14 protein-coding genes are annotated in these 17,280 nt (G+C 50.0%); 9 read left to right on the top strand and 5 right to left on the bottom strand.

The window, feature by feature from the left end; all coding sequences use genetic code 11:
• The first annotated feature begins 89 nt into the window (after nucleotides 1-89).
• From ACFSDB_RS15610 to ACFSDB_RS15570, 9 genes are all read left to right on the top strand, one after another.
• Nucleotides 90-938 carry a transporter substrate-binding domain-containing protein gene (locus tag ACFSDB_RS15610; protein WP_204892893.1) on the top strand — a complete coding sequence of 283 codons (849 nt, stop codon included), beginning with the start codon at nucleotides 90-92 and terminating at the stop codon, nucleotides 936-938.
• A 185-nt stretch (nucleotides 939-1,123) separates the two neighbouring features.
• The gene (pxpB, locus tag ACFSDB_RS15605) at nucleotides 1,124-1,822 is read left to right on the top strand and encodes a 5-oxoprolinase subunit PxpB (RefSeq protein ID WP_204892894.1); all 699 of its coding nucleotides are present in this window, start codon (nucleotides 1,124-1,126) and stop codon (nucleotides 1,820-1,822) included.
• Entirely contained in the window at nucleotides 1,806-2,786 is a 981-nt protein-coding gene (locus tag ACFSDB_RS15600; RefSeq protein WP_204892895.1) for a 5-oxoprolinase subunit C family protein, read from the top strand. The genes pxpB and ACFSDB_RS15600 overlap by 17 nt, the downstream gene beginning before the upstream one ends.
• Nucleotides 2,783-3,553 carry a LamB/YcsF family protein gene (locus ACFSDB_RS15595; protein WP_204892896.1) on the top strand — a complete coding sequence of 257 codons (771 nt, stop codon included), beginning with the start codon at nucleotides 2,783-2,785 and terminating at the stop codon, nucleotides 3,551-3,553. Before ACFSDB_RS15600 ends, ACFSDB_RS15595 begins: the two co-directional genes overlap by 4 nt.
• Before the next feature lie 26 nt (nucleotides 3,554-3,579).
• Nucleotides 3,580-4,767 (top strand): NRAMP family divalent metal transporter, encoded by a 1,188-nt coding sequence (locus ACFSDB_RS15590; RefSeq protein WP_204892897.1) that lies wholly within the window; start codon nucleotides 3,580-3,582, stop codon nucleotides 4,765-4,767.
• A 75-nt stretch (nucleotides 4,768-4,842) separates the two neighbouring features.
• Nucleotides 4,843-6,669 (top strand): GAF domain-containing sensor histidine kinase, encoded by a 1,827-nt coding sequence (locus ACFSDB_RS15585; protein ID WP_377340555.1) that lies wholly within the window; start codon nucleotides 4,843-4,845, stop codon nucleotides 6,667-6,669.
• A complete protein-coding gene (locus tag ACFSDB_RS15580) occupies nucleotides 6,666-7,301 on the top strand; it encodes a response regulator (RefSeq protein WP_204892898.1) in 636 nt (211 codons plus the stop codon). The genes ACFSDB_RS15585 and ACFSDB_RS15580 overlap by 4 nt, the downstream gene beginning before the upstream one ends.
• Nucleotides 7,302-7,452: 151 nt before the next feature.
• Nucleotides 7,453-8,901: a S8 family serine peptidase gene (locus ACFSDB_RS15575; RefSeq protein ID WP_204892899.1), complete on the top strand. Its 1,449-nt coding sequence runs from the start codon at nucleotides 7,453-7,455 to the stop codon at nucleotides 8,899-8,901.
• A 62-nt stretch (nucleotides 8,902-8,963) separates the two neighbouring features.
• Entirely contained in the window at nucleotides 8,964-11,414 is a 2,451-nt protein-coding gene (locus ACFSDB_RS15570) for a S8 family serine peptidase (protein ID WP_204892900.1), read from the top strand.
• 338 nt (nucleotides 11,415-11,752) lie between these two features.
• Here ACFSDB_RS15570 and ACFSDB_RS15565 read toward each other — a convergent pair whose 3' ends face one another.
• The 5 genes from ACFSDB_RS15565 to ACFSDB_RS15545 form a co-directional block, all read right to left on the bottom strand.
• Nucleotides 11,753-12,379, bottom strand: a complete 627-nt coding sequence (locus ACFSDB_RS15565) for an NUDIX hydrolase (RefSeq protein ID WP_204892901.1) — start codon at nucleotides 12,377-12,379, stop codon at nucleotides 11,753-11,755.
• 75 nt (nucleotides 12,380-12,454) lie between these two features.
• Nucleotides 12,455-13,471 carry an ABC transporter ATP-binding protein gene (locus ACFSDB_RS15560; protein ID WP_204892902.1) on the bottom strand — a complete coding sequence of 339 codons (1,017 nt, stop codon included), beginning with the start codon at nucleotides 13,469-13,471 and terminating at the stop codon, nucleotides 12,455-12,457.
• A 15-nt stretch (nucleotides 13,472-13,486) separates the two neighbouring features.
• Complete coding sequence (gene opp3C / locus ACFSDB_RS15555; protein WP_204892903.1) at nucleotides 13,487-14,545, bottom strand: oligopeptide ABC transporter permease; 1,059 nt, start codon at nucleotides 14,543-14,545, stop codon at nucleotides 13,487-13,489.
• Entirely contained in the window at nucleotides 14,542-15,471 is a 930-nt protein-coding gene (gene opp3b / locus ACFSDB_RS15550; RefSeq protein WP_204892904.1) for an oligopeptide ABC transporter permease, read from the bottom strand. Before opp3b ends, opp3C begins: the two co-directional genes overlap by 4 nt.
• A gap of 137 nt (nucleotides 15,472-15,608) precedes the next feature.
• Nucleotides 15,609-17,255, bottom strand: a complete 1,647-nt coding sequence (locus ACFSDB_RS15545; protein WP_204892905.1) for a peptide ABC transporter substrate-binding protein — start codon at nucleotides 17,253-17,255, stop codon at nucleotides 15,609-15,611.
• Nucleotides 17,256-17,280: the final 25 nt, after the last annotated feature.

The following is a 17,280-nucleotide window of genomic DNA, read 5'->3' as shown; positions in this document are numbered from 1 at the left end:
TTAGACTTTAGTGCAATCGGTTATAAACCTTTACTATCCCCGGCTATTCAGGTATGTTTTTAGTGAAATGACATCAGGAGGTGCGGTACATGAAGAATTTATTGACGAAACAGGGCTTGACGCTGCTGACAGCTGCTTTGTCCCTTTCCTTATTAGCCGGCTGCGGTTCATCCCAAAGCGACAGCGGCACGGAAGAAAAAACAGCATGGGATGAAATAAAAGAAGAAGGCACATTGACGGTTGCCACTTCCGGCACATTGTTCCCGACTTCATTCCGTGAAGAAGGCACAGATGAGCTTACAGGTTTTGAAGTGGAAGTTGTGCGTGAAATCGCCAACCGGCTTGAGCTCGAAGTTGAATTCACAGAGCTTGGCTTTGATGAAATGCTGACTTCGGTCCAAACCGGAAAAGTGGATATGGCGGCCAACGACATCGAATCAACAGAAGACCGCAAAGAGAAGTTCGCCTTCTCGACTCCGTTCAAATATTCTTACGGGACGGCCATCGTCCGCAAAGACGATTTGTCCGGAATCAAAACGATGGAAGACTTGAAAGGAAAAAAGGCGGCAGGTGCTTCTACCTCCGTTTACATGGAAACGGCCCGTTCATATGGCGCTGAAGAAGTCGTCTACGACAATGCAACGAATGAAGTGTATTTGCGCGACGTGGCAATCGGCCGCACAGATGTAATCTTGAACGACTATTACCTCCAGACGCTGGCGCTTGCCGCATTCCCGGAGCTGAACATCACCATCCATCCCGACTTGAAATACAGCCCGTCTGAAGTGAGTGTCGTCATGAACAAAGACAACGAGGAACTCGTCGAGAACGTGAACCGCGTGATCGGGGAAATGCTTGAAGATGGCACGATTGCTGAAATTTCAGGCCAATTCTTCAATGGCGCTGACGTAACGCAGAAAGTCGAAATCGAAGAATAAGAAGGAAAAAGCTGCCCCTTTGTGGGCAGCTTTTTTATTGGAGCAGATTTTTAGGTATAGCTGTTTCACCAGGAGGCGATTGTTAAAAAAGATATAACTTTCCTTGAATACTTTTACTCATTCATGCGAAAACAGTATACTAGTTTCTAAGTAGTTCGAATAATCAGAGGATGGGAGATGGCAGCATGAGCTTTACGTTTTCTCCGCTCAGCGAAGGGGCGATTGTCATTGAAGCCGGCACCGAAATCAATGCGGCGGTGCAAAAGAAAATCCGGGCTATTGCAGCGCTGCTCGAAGAACGGCCGCCGGTTTGGATGGTGGAATTTATCCCGGCATTTACGACAGTGGCGGTTTTTTACAATCCGCTGGCCGCTTCCTACGAGACCGCCAAAACCGTGCTTGGCGAGCTGCTGGAACAACTGGGAGAGGCAGCCGAGGCCCCTTCCCGCACCGTAGAAATCCCGGTCTGCTACGGCGGCGAGTTCGGCCCGGACCTTGACTTCGTGGCTGAGCACAACGGCTTAACGCCAGAACAAGTCATCGAAATCCATACTTCTGGCACGTACTCCGTATCCATGATCGGCTTTGCGCCTGGATTCCCTTTCATCAGCGGCATGTCCGAGAAAATTGCGGCACCGAGGCGCGATACGCCGCGTCTGCGGATTCCGGAACGCACTGTAGGCATCGCAGGAAAACAGACCGGAGTTTATCCGATCGAAACGCCCGGCGGCTGGCAATTGATCGGACGGACGCCAATCCGTTTGTTCCGGCCGGAGCAGGCCATTCCAAGTCTCCTGCGGGCTGGCGACACCGTCGTCTTCCGCCGCATCACAGAAGCCGACTACAACGCATGGGAGGAGGAGCCGAATGCTGAAGATCATTAAAAGCGGCATGCTCACGACAGTACAGGACCTCGGACGCTACGGCTTCCAGAAATACGGCGTCATTGCCAGCGGCGTCATGGACCCTTTCGCCCATCGTATTGCCAATTTGCTTGTCGGCAATGGGGAAAATGCCGCCACCATGGAAATCTCCTTGATCGGCCCGGAAATCGAATTCGAAGCGGACACGTGCATCGCGATCTGCGGCGGCGATTTGTCCCCGGCTATCGACGGGAAAAGCTGCAAAATGTGGCGCACCCTGGCGGTGTCCAAAGGAAGCATTTTGAGATTCGGGGCGCCGAAGAAAGGGTGCCGCGCCTATTTGGCAGTTGCCGGTGGCATTTCAGTGGAAGAGGTTATGCACAGCAAATCCACCTATTTGCGGGCAGAAATCGGCGGTTTCCAAGGGAGAGCCTTGAAAGCCGGCGACCGCCTGCAGGTGGGGACGGCAGCGCCGGAACGGATGGCGGCACTCCGCAAAGCCGCCACTGCCGAAATCGAATGGCAAATCCAGGCGCCAAACTATTACCATGAACCGGTCGTCCGCATGATGAAGGGCCGCCAATACGACCTCTTCAATGCCGAAAGCCAGCAACGTATCTTCACTGATCCGTTTACGGTGTCGTCTCATTCCGACCGGATGGGCTACCGGCTTGAAGGCTCCCCACTTGCGCTGGAAACACCGGGCGAACTGATCTCGGAGCCGGTGGCGTTCGGCTCGGTTCAAGTGCCTTCAGACGGCAATCCGATCGTTTTGATGGCAGACCGGCAGACAACCGGCGGCTATCCGAAGATCGGCCAAGTGGCAGCTGTCGATTTGCCGCTTATCAGCCAGTTGAATCCCGGCGACCGGATCCGCTTTAAAGAAATATCGCTCGAAGAAGCACAGAAACGCTTGCTCGATCAGGAACAGCACATCCGCCAACTAAAAATCGGAATCGACTTGAAAATGGAGGAATGGAAATGACTTTCAAAGTAGACTTGAACTGCGACATGGGCGAGAGTTTCGGCGCCTACACAATGGGCCATGATGAAGACATCCTGGATTTCGTGACATCTGCCAACATCGCGTGCGGCTTCCACGCCGGCGACCCGGCGACGATGCGCAAAACGGTGAAAATGGCGCTCGAGAAAAATGTCGGCATCGGGGCTCATCCTGGGCTGCAGGACCTGGTCGGCTTCGGCCGGCGCAATATCAGCCTGTCCCCCCAGGAAGCATATGACCTGACCGTCTATCAGATCGGGGCGCTGTCGGGGTTTGTCCAATCGCAAGGCGGAAAGCTCCAGCACGTCAAAGCACATGGCGCCTTGTACAATATGGCAGCCAAAAATGCCGCCTTGTCCGAAGCGATTGCAGAAGCCGTCTATGACATCAATCCGGAACTCATCCTCTTCGGTTTGTCCGGCAGCGAATTGGTGAAAGCCGGCGAAAAGCTCGGTCTGCGCACCGCCAATGAAGTTTTCTCGGACCGGACCTATCAGCCGGACGGCACATTGACGCCGCGTACACAGCCGAATGCGCTGATTACGGATACCGGTACGGCCATCAACCAAGTCATACGTATGGTCAAGGAACAAAAAGTGGCAACCGTCGAAGAACAGGACATTGCCATACAGGCCGAAACGATCTGCATCCATGGCGACGGCGTGACGGCACTCGACTTTGCCGAAGCCATCTCAAAATCCCTGAAAGATGCAGGAATCGGCGTCATGAAAGTGGAAGATTTCTTGTAAATTAGTAGGAGAAGGAGGAGAAGAACATGAAGAACACGAACCGCAGTGTGTTGCTCGGCGCCGCGTTCCTAATGGCGACTTCCGCCATCGGGCCCGGTTTCCTGACTCAAACCACCGTATTCACCGAACAATTGCTGGCCTCATTCGGATTTGTCATTTTAATATCCATCATCATCGATATCGGGGCCCAGACAAACATCTGGCGCATCATTGCGGTATCGGGAAAGCGCGCACAAGACATTGCCAATGATGTCCTGCCGGGCCTCGGCTACTTGCTGGCACTCCTGGTGGTCATGGGCGGCCTTGCCTTTAACATCGGGAACGTCGGCGGCGCGGGTCTCGGGTTGAATGTGCTTTTTGGAATTGACCCAAAAATCGGCGCTTTGATCAGCGGACTGCTCGCTGTCGGCATCTTTGTGGTCCGAGAAGCCGGGAAAGCGATGGACCGCTTCGCCCAGATCCTCGGCTTTGTTATGATCGGCTTGACGCTCTACGTCATGTTCACAGCACAGCCTCCGATCGGTGAAGCTGTGGCCAAGACATTCGTTCCGGACACGATCGACATCTTCGCCATCGTGACACTTGTCGGCGGAACAGTCGGCGGCTACATCACCTTTGCAGGCGGCCACCGGCTGATCGATGCCGGGCTTACCGGAAGAGCGGCAGTGCCGGAAGTGACGCGCAGTTCCATCTATGCCATCCTGATCGCTTCCTTCATGCGCATCATTCTGTTCTTGGCTGTTTTGGGCGTCGTCTCCCAAGGGCTTGCCCTCGACCCTTCCAATCCGCCGGCTTCCGTATTCCAATTGGCAGCCGGAAATATCGGCTACAAGATTTTCGGCGTCGTCATGTGGGCTGCGGCTGTCACTTCGGTCGTCGGTGCGGCTTATACATCCGTTTCCTTTATCCGCACATTCAGTCCGGCTCTTGAAAAGTACAACCGCTTTTTGATCATCAGTTTCATTGTAATCTCGACGACAGTTCTTGTCATTGTCGGGCAGCCGGTCCTCATCCTGATACTTGTCGGTTCGCTGAATGGCTTGATCTTGCCGCTCGCACTTGGCGTGATGCTGATTGCTGCACATAAATCGAAAATCGTCGGGGATTACAAACATCCGCTCTGGATGACCATTTTCGGTATCGTCATTGTGATTGCCATGTCCTGGATGGGCATTTACACCTTATCGAACGGCATTCCGCAGCTTTTTGAGTGATCATGGAAAAATACAGAAAACCGGTTGGGTTACTTTCTGCCCAGCCGGTTTTCAAAACGTTAGGATGGATACCATTTGAAGCAAACGTCTTCCAGGCATTTTACTGCCCAGCTATTCATGACGCTTATCTCTGCAATTGGCTGGTCGGTAGCGGTCTATGCCGCTTTCGGCGTCCAGCCTGTCAGAGATCCGTATGAATTGCTTTTTTTAATCGCCTTTATTTTTATCGCTGAATATTTTCCCATGCCTTTTCAAAAAGGAAATTCCTCTTTAACTTTTCCGATCGTCTACCTGGCGTATTTGCTCTATGGAATTGAAATAACGTGCGTCTTATATTTTTCTGCGGTCTTGTTCACGACTTTGATCAATCAACGGCCGCTCCGAATCATCTTTTTCAATCCTGCCCAGCTGGTCCTCAGCTTGTTTTTGGCGGACAAAATCACAAATTGGGCAGTCCCTCAGCTGGGGTTTGCAGATTCCGCACTGAGCATTTTCTTTTTACTGCTGTTTATCGGTTCTTTTTACCTCATCAACAATGGAATTGTCGATATCGTCCTGTTGCTGAGGCCGGAAAAGTACACATTTTCTACTTGGCTCCAGAAAAGCCGGGCGGAGCTTTTCAGTTTTTCCATTTCCATGGTTTATGGCATGCTGCTTCATTATCTCGGCAATCAGAACCGTGGCGACGGAGACATTTTAAGCTACTTCTTCTTTTTGTCTCCTTTGATCTTCCTGGCCATCATCAGTTCCGTCATCATCCGGCTGAGTGCTGACAAGCAAAGACTGAAAGCTTTGTTCCACTTTTCATCAGAATTGAACAAAGCCATTCCGATCTCTGGCTGGGAAAATGAAATTAAAGGACTGATCAAAGAAGTGGTGTCTTACGAAGAAAGCTATTTGTTGACCCGCGACGAAAAAGGCAATTGGAATCTGGCGATAGCCGACGGCGACTTGGTGCTTTCTAAGGAAGTTGCTGTTGCCGAAGCTTTAGATCAAGTGAAGTCCACTACGGTCTATAACAAAAGTGACATCCATCTGTCGCCGCTCGCCCAGCATTTCAATCCGGCTATCCAATCAGCCGTATTTGCTCCGCTCATTTTTGAAAACGAATTAGTGGGCTGCTTGATTATGGCGAAAACCCGCACAAACAGCTTTATCGTAGAAGATGTCCATTCAATTTCGACCATTGCCAATCAATTGGCGATTTTTTTGAAAACGCAGATGCTCTTTTCCGAAAAAGAGCAGCGGATTTTATTGGAAGAGCGCAACCGCATCGCCCATGACATTCATGATGGCATCGCCCAGATTCTTGCGGGAGCCGTGATGAAATTCGATGCCGCCGCCAAAAAGATCCACTCCCATCCGCAAGATGCACAATGGCTGGTCAATGACAGCAATAACATCCTGCGCGGCGCACTTCAGGAAATACGGGATTCCATTTATGCATTGCGCCCGTATCCGACTGAACAGCATGGCCTTTATATGGCTATCAAAAATAAGATTGAAGAATTGAACCGGGATAAAGCCCTCGATCTCGATATCACTTTTGAAAGCCGGGGCATACAGCCGAAGCTGAATTTGGTAGCGGAAAAAGCGATTTTTTCGATTATCCAGGAAAGCCTGCATAATTGCATCAAACATGCATGTGCCCGGAAAGTCGGCATTTTGCTCAACTATCAACGCGATCAGATATTGCTGACGGTCAAGGACGACGGAATCGGCTTTTCGCTATATGAAGCCATGACAGCGGCTATGAAAGAACCGCATTACGGAATTTTACAGATGAACGAAGACGCAGAAAAAGTAGGAGCCGCGTTCCAGATAGAAAGCAGTAAGAACAACGGCACCGAAATCTTTGTCAGAATACCGAAAGTGGGATTTGAAGGGGGACAATCAAAGTGATCGAAGTAATATTAGTGGATGATCATGCCATTCTGAGAGATGGGCTGAAAACGATGATCGGGCAGGAAGAGGATATGAAAGTCATCGGCGAAGCAACCGGGGCTGCGCAATTAAAAACAATGCTGCCGAATCTCCAACCAGCAGTAGTCATAATGGATATCAATATGCCAGAAACAAACGGCATCGAACTGACCAAATGGATAAAGGCCAAGTATCCGGAAATTAAAGTTATTGTATTGACGATGTATAAAGATGATGAATACTTCATGGCTGCTATTCGGGAAGGGGCCAGTGGCTATTTGCTGAAAGACTCCCCTTCTGAAGAAGTTATTTCGGCTATCCGCTTGGTAAGCCAGGGGGAATCCGTCATTCCTCCTACAATGACCAAAAAGCTGTTATCCCTTCACCATGCTAATAACAAAGAAGAAGACAATTCGTTGACCCCAAGAGAAATGGAAGTGCTTCTCGGACTTGTTGAAGGCCTGTCGAACAAAGAAATCGCAGACCGGCTTTTTATCAGTGATAAAACGGTTAAAATCCATATGAGCAATATTTTCAAGAAACTCAATGTCAAAAGCCGCTCGCAAGCATTGATCTACGCGGTCCAACATAAACTTGTACCCTTGCTGTAAAAACTGAAGGCGACCCCGTTTACTACTAAAGTAGTAAACGGGGTCGCCTTTTTGACTAATGAAAATACACCTCTTGGTGAATAGCGGAAATATCCGGATCATGACATGATTGACAAAACAAAATATTCCGACTCTTAAAGGAGAGAAATCCATGAAAAAAACCTTCTACGCCGCTACAGCCCTTCTTCTTTCTCTGCTATTGATCTTCCTGCCTTCCGGAACAAGCCAACCAGCTGCTTCCGCTTCTGCGGGAACAATCATTGATCCGCTGTTGGCGCCGCTGCTCCAGGAAAAAAATCTTTCCAGCCCCATCCAAGTCATCGTTACGTTCCGGGATACCGAAAAAGTAAACCCTGAACACCTTCAGCTGTTAACCGACTTAGGCATCAAGACAGGCATCTCCTTCAATAGCCTGCCCATGGCAGGAGCTCTTTTGACTCCCCAGCAAATCAAGTCCCTTTCTTCAGAAGAAAGCGTTCAATCCATCTACTATAACGCACCGTTAAAGTATGACAACGAAACTTCCACTTCACTCACAGGCGTCGACCGGCTTAGAGAAGACCCAGCAATCCAGCAAGCAAACAACGGTTTTCCGCTGACCGGCAAAAACATTGGTGTTGTGGTCAACGACAGTGGAGTCGACGGCACCCACAAAGACCACCAGCTTGGCCGCAACCTAGTGCAGAATGTCTTGGCAAGCACGAACTTGAACAGCACAATTGGCCTCGCTCCTATCACGTACGTTGAAAATGTCCCTAACACCGATTCCACTTCAGGCCACGGGACGCATGTGGCAGGCATTGTCGGTGGAACGGGTGCAATGTCCGGCGGAAAATATGAAGGGGCGGCGCCTGGCGCGAATCTGATCGGCTATGGTTCAGGTGCTGCAATTGCCATTCTCGATACCATCGGCGGATTCGATTACGCTCTGACGCATCAAAGGGAATACAATATCCGCGTCATCACCAATTCATGGGGAGACACAAGCGATTCGAATACCGATTTTGACCCGTACCACCCCATCAACATCGCGACGAAGAAATTGTATGACCGCGGAATTACTACCGTCTTTTCTGCAGGAAATTCCGGCTCTGCAGAATCAACAATTTCCGGAAACTATAAAAAAGCCCCATGGGTGATCACGGTAGCAGCAGGCGATCAAAACAGGCAATTGGCCGACTTTTCTTCTCGAGGGGTAAAAGGCAAAGGCGGAACTGTTACGGTTGATGGTGAAACGTTCCAATGGCTGGATCAGCCGACGATCACCGCGCCAGGAGTCGATATCATTTCAACCCGTGTGCTGTCTCCATTGGCGCCACTCAGCTTGCAGAAGGATTCAGAAACCATTTCAACTGCCCATTTACCCTATTACACGACGTTCAGCGGTACTTCGATGGCCGCTCCACATGTCGCCGGCATCATCGCTTTATTGCTTGAAGCAGATCCAACCCTTTCTCCATCCGAAATCAAAACTGCATTGCAGCAAAGCGCAACGCCGATGGATGGCTATGAATCCTGGGAAACCGGTTCAGGCTATGTCAATGCCTATGACGCTGTCCAACTAGTGATCAATACACCGGAAAGTGTTCCGGCCAATTAAATTCAGGGACAACAGAAGAAAAATCAAAGACATCACCATATCATTTGAAAAGAGGTTGGAGAATGAAAAAAATATTGATCTTGATAACTTTATTATTTTTAATTTTCCCGGCATTTTCACCTGCCGGCGCAACAGGCATTACCACTACCGCTAAGAGAGTAGTCGATGAAAAGCTGTGGTCTGCATTCGAAGCGAGCGACACCGCCCAGGTCATCATTGCATTCAAGGGCGACGGCAAACCGACGGATGCACAGGAAACACTTATACAGGACCTTGGCATCAATTCAGCCATCACGATGCAAAGCCTTCCGATCGTGGGCGCACTTGCCACTAAGCAGCAAGTGGAACAGCTTGCCCAGAATGAAGAAGTACAATCGGTTTATTTGAATGAAAAAATGACTTATTTCAATGCAGACGCCTCTGCGATCACCGGCGTGGATAAGGTCCAGTCCGATTCTGGGTTCCAGCAGCAAAACGGTGGATTCCCGCTGTCGGGCGAAGGCATAGGGGTAGTCGTCAATGATAGCGGAGTCGACGGCACGCACAAAGACCATGAATTAGGCAGAAACCTGGTTCAGAATGTATTAGGCACGACCAATCTTCAAGGAACCGGAATTCTCCCGATTTCCTATACAGAGAATGTACCGAATACGGATGCGAATTCCGGCCACGGAACACATGTAGCGGGCACTGTTGGCGGAACTGGAGCCTTGTCCGGCGGAAAATACGAAGGGGCAGCTCCAGGAGCTGACTTGATCGGCTACGGATCAGGCGGTGCATTGTTCGTACTCGATGGCATCGGCGGATTCGACTACGCCATTACTCACCAGCGGGAATACAATATCCGCGTCATCACCAATTCATGGGGTTCTTCAGGCGCATTCGATCCGAACCACCCAATCAATATTGCCAGCAAAAAAGCGTATGACCGCGGAATCGTTGTTTTATTTGCTGCGGGCAACGAGGGCCCTGCCGAGAATACACATAACCCTTATGCAAAAGCTCCATGGGTCATCTCTGTCGGCGCTGGCGAGAAAGACGGAACACTCGCAGATTTTTCTTCACGCGGAACCAAAGGAGTCGGCGGAACATTTGAAATGGACGGAAAAACTTGGACTTGGACAGATGCTCCGACATTCGTAGCGCCTGGCGTCGATATCGTTTCTACACGGACCATTTCACCTGTCACTTCTTTAGCGGCTCAGCAGGATATTGAAACACTGGACCCTGCACACTTGCCTTACTACACCATCATGAGCGGAACGTCTATGGCGACACCTCATGCAGCAGGTATTACAGCATTACTTTTAGAAGCAGATCCTACGTTATCACCGGATGAAGTGAAAACCATCTTGCAGCAGACTGCTACGAATATGCCCGGCTATGAAACATGGGAAGTCGGAGCCGGCTACGTGAATGCTTACGCCGCTGTTGAAAGTGTTATGAACGCCACTCCATACGGGGCGACACTGAACAGCACAAAAGATTTCAATGCCAGTATCAACTCGGAACGTACAACTGAAGATTTTGCAGTAGAGTATACTTTATCAGCTAGTACCCAGCACACTTTCACCGTTGAAGAAGGGGTATCCACGCTTTTAGCGAAAGCTAATGCGGCCGGGATTCTCGAACAAACAGGAAACCCGGTAAATCTGGTTCTCATCTCCCCTGAAGGCACCGAATACAGTTCAGGGGTCAGCCTGCTGTTCCCGACCACTTACGACCGCACAGTAACTGTCAACAATCCGGCAGCAGGTGATTGGAAATTGGAAGTGCGCGGACTTCGCGGAGACGCTTTGAATCCTGTAGGTTTGGCGGTTCCGGAAACAGTGAAAGGCTCGATTGCCTTTACAAAAGTAAAAGGCATTACCGGTGCTTCGGATATTGCAGGGCACCCCGCTGAAGCGGCCATTGCCATGGGCATCGAGAACCGGCTGATTGATTCCTATTCAACAGGCCTGTTTAAACCTGATACCAAATTAAATCGTATGGACTTGGCTACCTACTTGGTCATGGGCGCAGAAATCCGCCAGAATATGGTTTCAGCAGAAACCTTCGCTGGATTAGGGGAATTTGCTCCCTATGCAGCGGCCGTCACTTCTAAAGGCGCCGCTTTCCGGGACTATCGCCAAACTTCAAAAGGCGTAATTGAACTTCGCGGCGGTGGAGCGTTTGATCCAAAAGGCAGTGTTACAAAAGCGGACCTTGCCTACTCGCTCGTCCAGAGCTTAGGGCTGCAAGAAGAGGCCGAAAATTTCACAGGCGACATAACAGTACAGTATAAAGACGAACGGATTTCAATCAGTGATCAAGCCGACATCCCTGCCCATTTAAAGGGCTATGTCCAAGTGGCATTGGATTTGAATATCTTGAACGCCCAGTTCACCGTCAACCAAGGAAAATATGACTTGAAACCGACTATCAACGCCTCATTCGCACCAGCGCAGCAAGTCACACGCGGCGACTTCGCGGTAGCATTCAGCCGCTATTACGGCGCGTTCTTCACGAATTAACAACCAAAACCGCCACCCTATAAAAGGAGTGGCGGTTTTCATTTTGTTGAGAAAGATACAAAATGCTTGTCTCTTACTGATATTCCACAAAGCGGATAAAGTTTCAGCTTTTAAAGAGCTAAACCAGCGCCGGCGCGTCCAAGGGCTAGGCAATAAAATGGACCAAAAGTAGTTTGGGCCATTTTATTTGCGACGAAGCTAGCGCAGCGATGCAGGAGCAGAAGGTTTTTCGCTATGAGACGGGTGCTTTTCCCGGCTCATGGCGGAAGCCATGCCCAAAGCGGCCGAAGCGGGATAAGAAGTATATCTCTTTTATTAACTCATCTAAAGAAGGTTTTTTATGCATCGAGCTGTTCTTGAATCAAAGCAGCCACTTTTTCCAAATAGCCCTTTCCGTGCGGAACCAAATCGTGCAAATTTACCTTTGTGGATGTATCCTTCTGAAATCTATCCGCGTAATCCCCATACGCCACAGCTTCCGCTTCTTCTTTCCGCCCTGTGCACAGGCCGAAGAAATCCTCGAATTCCATTACCAACATATCCGCCACTTCTTCTTCCTGAAACTTATACTTAACGTCATGGTTCGGCATACGATAGAGAAATACTTGGCACAGCTCATTGTCAATAAAATCTCCCATGTGAATCTGATCTTTGATCACACCAAGCGGCACCAGATCTTCAAACTTTACCGGAATCCCCAGTTCTTCCTCCACTTCCCGCACGCCATCCTCCGCTTTCTCATCCGCCAACAAGTGACCTGCAGCTGTAATGTCGAGCAGATTCGGAAAATCCTTCTTGGCGCCGCTCCGCAGCTGCAAGTGGACCCAATGCTTTCCGTCCTTCCGGCTGGCGAACCAGCAGTGGAACGTTTGATGCCAATAGCCGTTTTTATGTATCTCTGCACGTGTTGCCGTTCCGAGCGGGTGACCGTTTTCATCGCATCGCGTGATTCTTTCGCTTTCCATCTACATCACTCCTTTCATTTATTTTACCAAAATAAAAAAGCCTGCCCTAAGGCAAGCTTTTCATCAACCTCTCTTTCAATTGCCGACCAGTTCTTTTGCCGGTTCCGCTTTTGGAGTCCGTGCATCCTGCAGCCAGCAGGCGGCTGTGTGGCCCGCACTCACTTCCGTTTCCTGCGGCGTATACGTATGGCAAACTTTCATCGTATGCGGGCAACGGGCAGCGAAAGCGCAGCCAGAGCCGAGCGTAGCGAGTGTCGGCGGCGAACCGGGGATCGGCATCAACGGCTGCCCTTTTTCTTCATTCAGCTTCGGCATCGATTTCAACAAGCCCAGGGTATACGGGTGCTGCGGATTATAGAAAATTTCATCCAGCGGGCCTTGCTCGACGATCTTGCCGCCGTACATGACCGCTACCCGGTCGGCCATATTCGCCACCACCCCTAAATCGTGGGTGATCAAAATGATGGCCGTATCTGTCTTCTGCTGCAAATCCTTCATCAGGTCGAGGATCTGCGCCTGGATGGTGACGTCAAGCGCGGTCGTCGGCTCATCGGCAATCAGCACTTTCGGGTTGCACGCGAGCGCCAAAGCGATTACGACGCGCTGGCGCATCCCTCCTGAAAACTGATGCGGGAAACTGTCGAGCCTGTTTTCCGCATTCGGGATCCCGACCAGCTTCAGCATTTCCAGGGCACGCGCACGCGCTTGTGCTTTGTTCATGCTTTGATGGCGCTGAAGGCCCTCCATGATTTGCTTGCCGACTTTCATCGTCGGATTCAGCGACGTCATCGGATCCTGGAACACCATTGAAATCTCGGACCCTCGGATATCGGTGATCTGTTTCATCGACAGGCCCAAGAGGCTCTTCCCGCCGTATAAAATATCGCCTTTGGAAATTTCGGTATTGTGTTTCGGCAATAACCGCATAATCGATTTTGCGGTGACCGATTTCCCGGAACCCGATTCACCGACAATGGCGAGCGTTTCGCCTTTTTTCAGATCAAAACTGACTCCCCGCACTGCTGTGACTTTTCCGGTTTGGGTCTGGAATGAAACATGCAGATCATCAACTTTCAGGATACTTTCTTTCATGTGTGGACCCTCCCCTTATCGTTTCATTTTCGGATCTAATGCATCCCGAAGGCCGTCAGCCAGCAAATTGAACGAAATCATGATCAAGCTGATGACAAGTGCCGGGAAGATCAGTTTGTACGGGAAATAACGCATCGATTTATAGCCATCCTCGATCAAAACGCCAAGCGATGCCAGCGGAGCCTGCAGCCCCAGCCCGATAAAGCTCAAAAACGCTTCGAAGAAAATCGCAGTCGGAATCGTGAACATGACGGTAACAATGATCGGCCCCATGACGTTCGGCAATAGATGTTTGCCGATCAATCGGCTGTTGGATGCCCCGAGCGTACGTGAAGCCAGAATGAATTCCTGGTTTTTCAGCTGCAGGATCTGTCCGCGCACCACCCGCGCCATGCCGACCCAGCCGGTGATGACCATGGCCAGGATAATCGACCGGACGCCTGGTTCGAGGACCAGGATGAAGAGGATGATGACGATCAAGTTCGGAATCCCCATCAGCACTTCGATGATCCGCTGCATGACGTTGTCGACGCGGCCGCCGTAGAATGAGGAAATGCCGCCGTACAGGACGCCGATTACCAAGTCCAGCGCTGCTGCCACCAGAGCGATGAAGAGGGAAATTTGAGTCCCTTTCCAGACGCGCGTCCAAAGATCGCGTCCGAATTCATCGGTGCCGAACCAATAATTGGTTGCCACTTGGCGCTCGGCGTATTCGTCAGTCCCTTGGGCATTCAAGCCGTCAAAGCCCAGCCATTCCAATCCTGCCACTTTCGGCGGCAAATTGGAATGCGCCAAGTTCTGTTCGCGGTAGGAAAAGTCGTTCATGCTTGGCCCAATCAGCGCAAGCGCAATCAGGATGATCAGCAGCACCAGGGAAATCATCGCTCCCCGGTTGCGGGTGAGCCGCTGAAATGCTTCTTGCCAGAATGATTGTGAAGGTGTACCGATTTCCTCGCTTTTGGATTGGTCGAGCGGCGCTTTTTCGAACAGATCTGCCGGAATCGCTTCCGGGATGTATTCGTTCTGTGTCTGGATATCTTTTTGGAATGGAGGTTTTGCGTTTATTTCTTTCATGCGGATTCCCCCTTGTAATTGATGCGGGGATCCAGGAAGCCGTAAATGATATCCACTACAAAGACGACAAAGATGAACAGCGCACTATAGAAAATCGTAATCCCCATGATGACACTGTAATCGAGCACCAGGATCGACAGCGTGAACTGCTCCCCTAGCCCTGGCACCGAAAAGATTTTTTCAATGACGAGTGTACCGGTCATGATCGAAACCGCCAATGGCCCGAGCATCGTCACAACCGGAATAAGTGCATTGCGGATGACGTGTTTGACCACGACCTGCTGTTCTGTCATGCCTTTGGCGCGCGCAGTCGTGATATAGTCCTGTCCGATGACTTCAAGCATTTCGCTGCGGATAAAACGCGCCACAGTCGCCGTTACGGTCACCGATAAAGCGATTGACGGCAACAGCGTGCTCGAATAGCCTTCCCATAGGGCAACCGGAAGCCATTCCAGCTTAACGCCGACGTAGTACTGGAGCAATGCGGCAAAAACGAAAGAAGGAATCGACATGCCGAGTACCGCAAGCGTCACCGAGCCGTAATCCAGAATGGAATTATGCTTGAGCGCCGAAACGATGCCGAGCACTAGCCCAACCACTGCCCCAAACACCATGGCTTGCAGGCCGATAAACGCAGATGGCCCGATCCGCTCGCTGATCATGCTGGTTACTGTCCGGCCCTCATGTTGGAACGAATACCCCAGATCGCCTTGGACCAGGTTTCCAAGATACTGAATATACTGGATGCCGACCGGCTGATCGAGCCCGTATTTCGCATTCAGCACAGCTAATTGGGCCGCACTGAGCTTCTCCGGATTGGTGAACGGAGTTCCCGGAAGCAATTGCATCAGGAAGAACGTTGCCGTGACGATGACAAAAAGAGTGATAATCATATAGCCGATCCGTTGAGCTATATACCGTTTCATGGGAACACCTCTGTTCTGTAAAATAAGTAAGTTCTTGATGAAATGCTTGTTCCTTTGTCCCGCTGATAACAGACAAAAATACGAGGGCGCCGATCACTCGGCTACACCCTCGTACCTATAGCTGCATAACCTGCAAATTATTCTTCGATGGATGCCCATTTATAAGAGAATGAAGCCCCAGTCGGGTGGACAATCAAATCTTTAATTTTGTTTCTCATGAGAATAGCTGAACCATCCTGGTAAAGCGGTGCGATTGCAGCATCTTCTTCCAAGAGAATTTTTTCAATGTTCAGCATCATGTCGTAGCGTTTCGCAAGATCGGTTTCGACGCGCGCTTGTGATACCAATTCATCAAGTTTCGGATTGTGGTAATCCATGCGGTTGGCAGAACCGCCTTTCAGCCACATATCCAAGTACGTCATCGGGTCGCTGTAGTCAGGGCCCCATGAAGACAAGGAGATATCGTATTCAATCGCTTTTTCGATTTCAAGGCGCTGTGCAAATGGCACGGCTTTGATTTCCAGTTTGAATCCTGGAAGGTTTTCTTCAAGCTGGGCTTGCAGGTATTCCGCCACTTTCTTGTGGTCGTCTGAATCTGAAATGTTAATCGAAGCTGTCACTTCAGTTGCGCCCGCTTCTTTCAAGCCTTCAGCAAATAGTTTTTGTGCTTCTTCCACTGTGCCTGTGTTGAAATCGCCGTTCAAATCGCGGAAATCTTCACCGTCCGGAGACTGGAAGAACCCTTTCGGCACGACGCCGTTCAATGCAGTTGAGCCGTCTTTCAAAATAACATCCGTCAAGCTTTCCTTGTCGATCGCCATATTGACTGCCTGGCGGACTTTTTTGTTTCCAAGTACCGGGTGGTTATGATTGAAACGAAGGAAAATCAAGCTCGGCTCAAGAATCGTATCAAAGTTTTCGTCTTCCTTGTATTGGTCGACGGATTCAGAGCTCAAGTTGATGCGGTCCACTTTGTTCGTTTCGTACAAGTTCACGCCCGTTGTCGAATCTTTTACAACGTATGCGTTGATTGCATCCAATTTAACTGCTTCTGCATCCCAGTAATCTGCATTCTTTTCGTATTTCCATCCTTGTTCGTGTGTCCAGTCAACCAATTTGAATGGGCCGTTGAACAAGATGTTTTCCGCTTCCAATGCATACTGATCGCCTTGCTCTTCAACAAATGCCTGGTTCTGCGGCAGGAATGTCGGGAATGTCAGCAATGATTCAAGCAATGGGTTTGCATTTTCAAGCGTAACTTCCAATGTTTTTTCATCAACAGCTTTAACACCCAGTTCTTCCGCGTCTTTTTCTTCGTTCATGATCGCTTCAGCATTTTTGATGCTGGCTGTCACGAACATGAAGTTGTATGGGCTTGCATCTTTCATGACGCGTTTCCATGCATATTCAAAATCTTGCGCTGTAACCGGTTCGCCATTGCTCCATTTTGAATCTCGCAATGTGAACGTATGGACAGTTTCATCTTCGTTCGTTGTATGTTCAGTCGCCAATGCTTCGATCGGCTGGTGGTTTTCGTCCTGGCGGTATAACCCTTCATTGACGTTGTTCAATACCGTAAATGCGACGCCGTCATGGGCTTTTGTAGAATCCAGCGTCGGGATATCAGCGGTTTCTGAAACGTTCAGTACTTGGCTCGCCTTTCCTTCTTCGCCTTCTGTCCCTTCACTTGACGTGCCTTCAGACGAATTAAAGTTACATCCGGATAATATTAATACGAATGCCATCAAAACAAGCAACATCTGGGTTTTCATCTTTTTCCCCATTTTCCCTACCCCCTGTATTTTCTAA

Origin of the sequence: Planococcus chinensis (assembly GCF_042681545.1) — a bacterium.
Lineage (GTDB): Bacteria > Bacillota > Bacilli > Bacillales_A > Planococcaceae > Planococcus > Planococcus chinensis.
Note: the sequence above shows the minus strand (reverse complement) of the source record. Positions and strands in the feature narration are given on the sequence as shown.

Excerpts from the sequence above, each read along its gene's own strand:
- ACFSDB_RS15590 (WP_204892897.1), top strand. The coding sequence starts at position 3,580 with ATGAAGAACACGAACCGCAGTGTGTTGCTCGGCGCCGCGTTCCTAATG.
- ACFSDB_RS15595 (WP_204892896.1), top strand. The coding sequence starts at position 2,783 with ATGACTTTCAAAGTAGACTTGAACTGCGACATGGGCGAGAGTTTCGGC.
- opp3b (WP_204892904.1), bottom strand. The coding sequence starts at position 15,471 with ATGAAACGGTATATAGCTCAACGGATCGGCTATATGATTATCACTCTT.
- ACFSDB_RS15560 (WP_204892902.1), bottom strand. The coding sequence starts at position 13,471 with ATGAAAGAAAGTATCCTGAAAGTTGATGATCTGCATGTTTCATTCCAG.
- ACFSDB_RS15570 (WP_204892900.1), top strand. The coding sequence starts at position 8,964 with ATGAAAAAAATATTGATCTTGATAACTTTATTATTTTTAATTTTCCCG.
- ACFSDB_RS15610 (WP_204892893.1), top strand. The coding sequence starts at position 90 with ATGAAGAATTTATTGACGAAACAGGGCTTGACGCTGCTGACAGCTGCT.
- pxpB (WP_204892894.1), top strand. The coding sequence starts at position 1,124 with ATGAGCTTTACGTTTTCTCCGCTCAGCGAAGGGGCGATTGTCATTGAA.
- ACFSDB_RS15545 (WP_204892905.1), bottom strand. The coding sequence starts at position 17,255 with ATGGGGAAAAAGATGAAAACCCAGATGTTGCTTGTTTTGATGGCATTC.
- ACFSDB_RS15565 (WP_204892901.1), bottom strand. The coding sequence starts at position 12,379 with ATGGAAAGCGAAAGAATCACGCGATGCGATGAAAACGGTCACCCGCTC.
- ACFSDB_RS15575 (WP_204892899.1), top strand. The coding sequence starts at position 7,453 with ATGAAAAAAACCTTCTACGCCGCTACAGCCCTTCTTCTTTCTCTGCTA.
- opp3C (WP_204892903.1), bottom strand. The coding sequence starts at position 14,545 with ATGAAAGAAATAAACGCAAAACCTCCATTCCAAAAAGATATCCAGACA.
- ACFSDB_RS15600 (WP_204892895.1), top strand. The coding sequence starts at position 1,806 with ATGCTGAAGATCATTAAAAGCGGCATGCTCACGACAGTACAGGACCTC.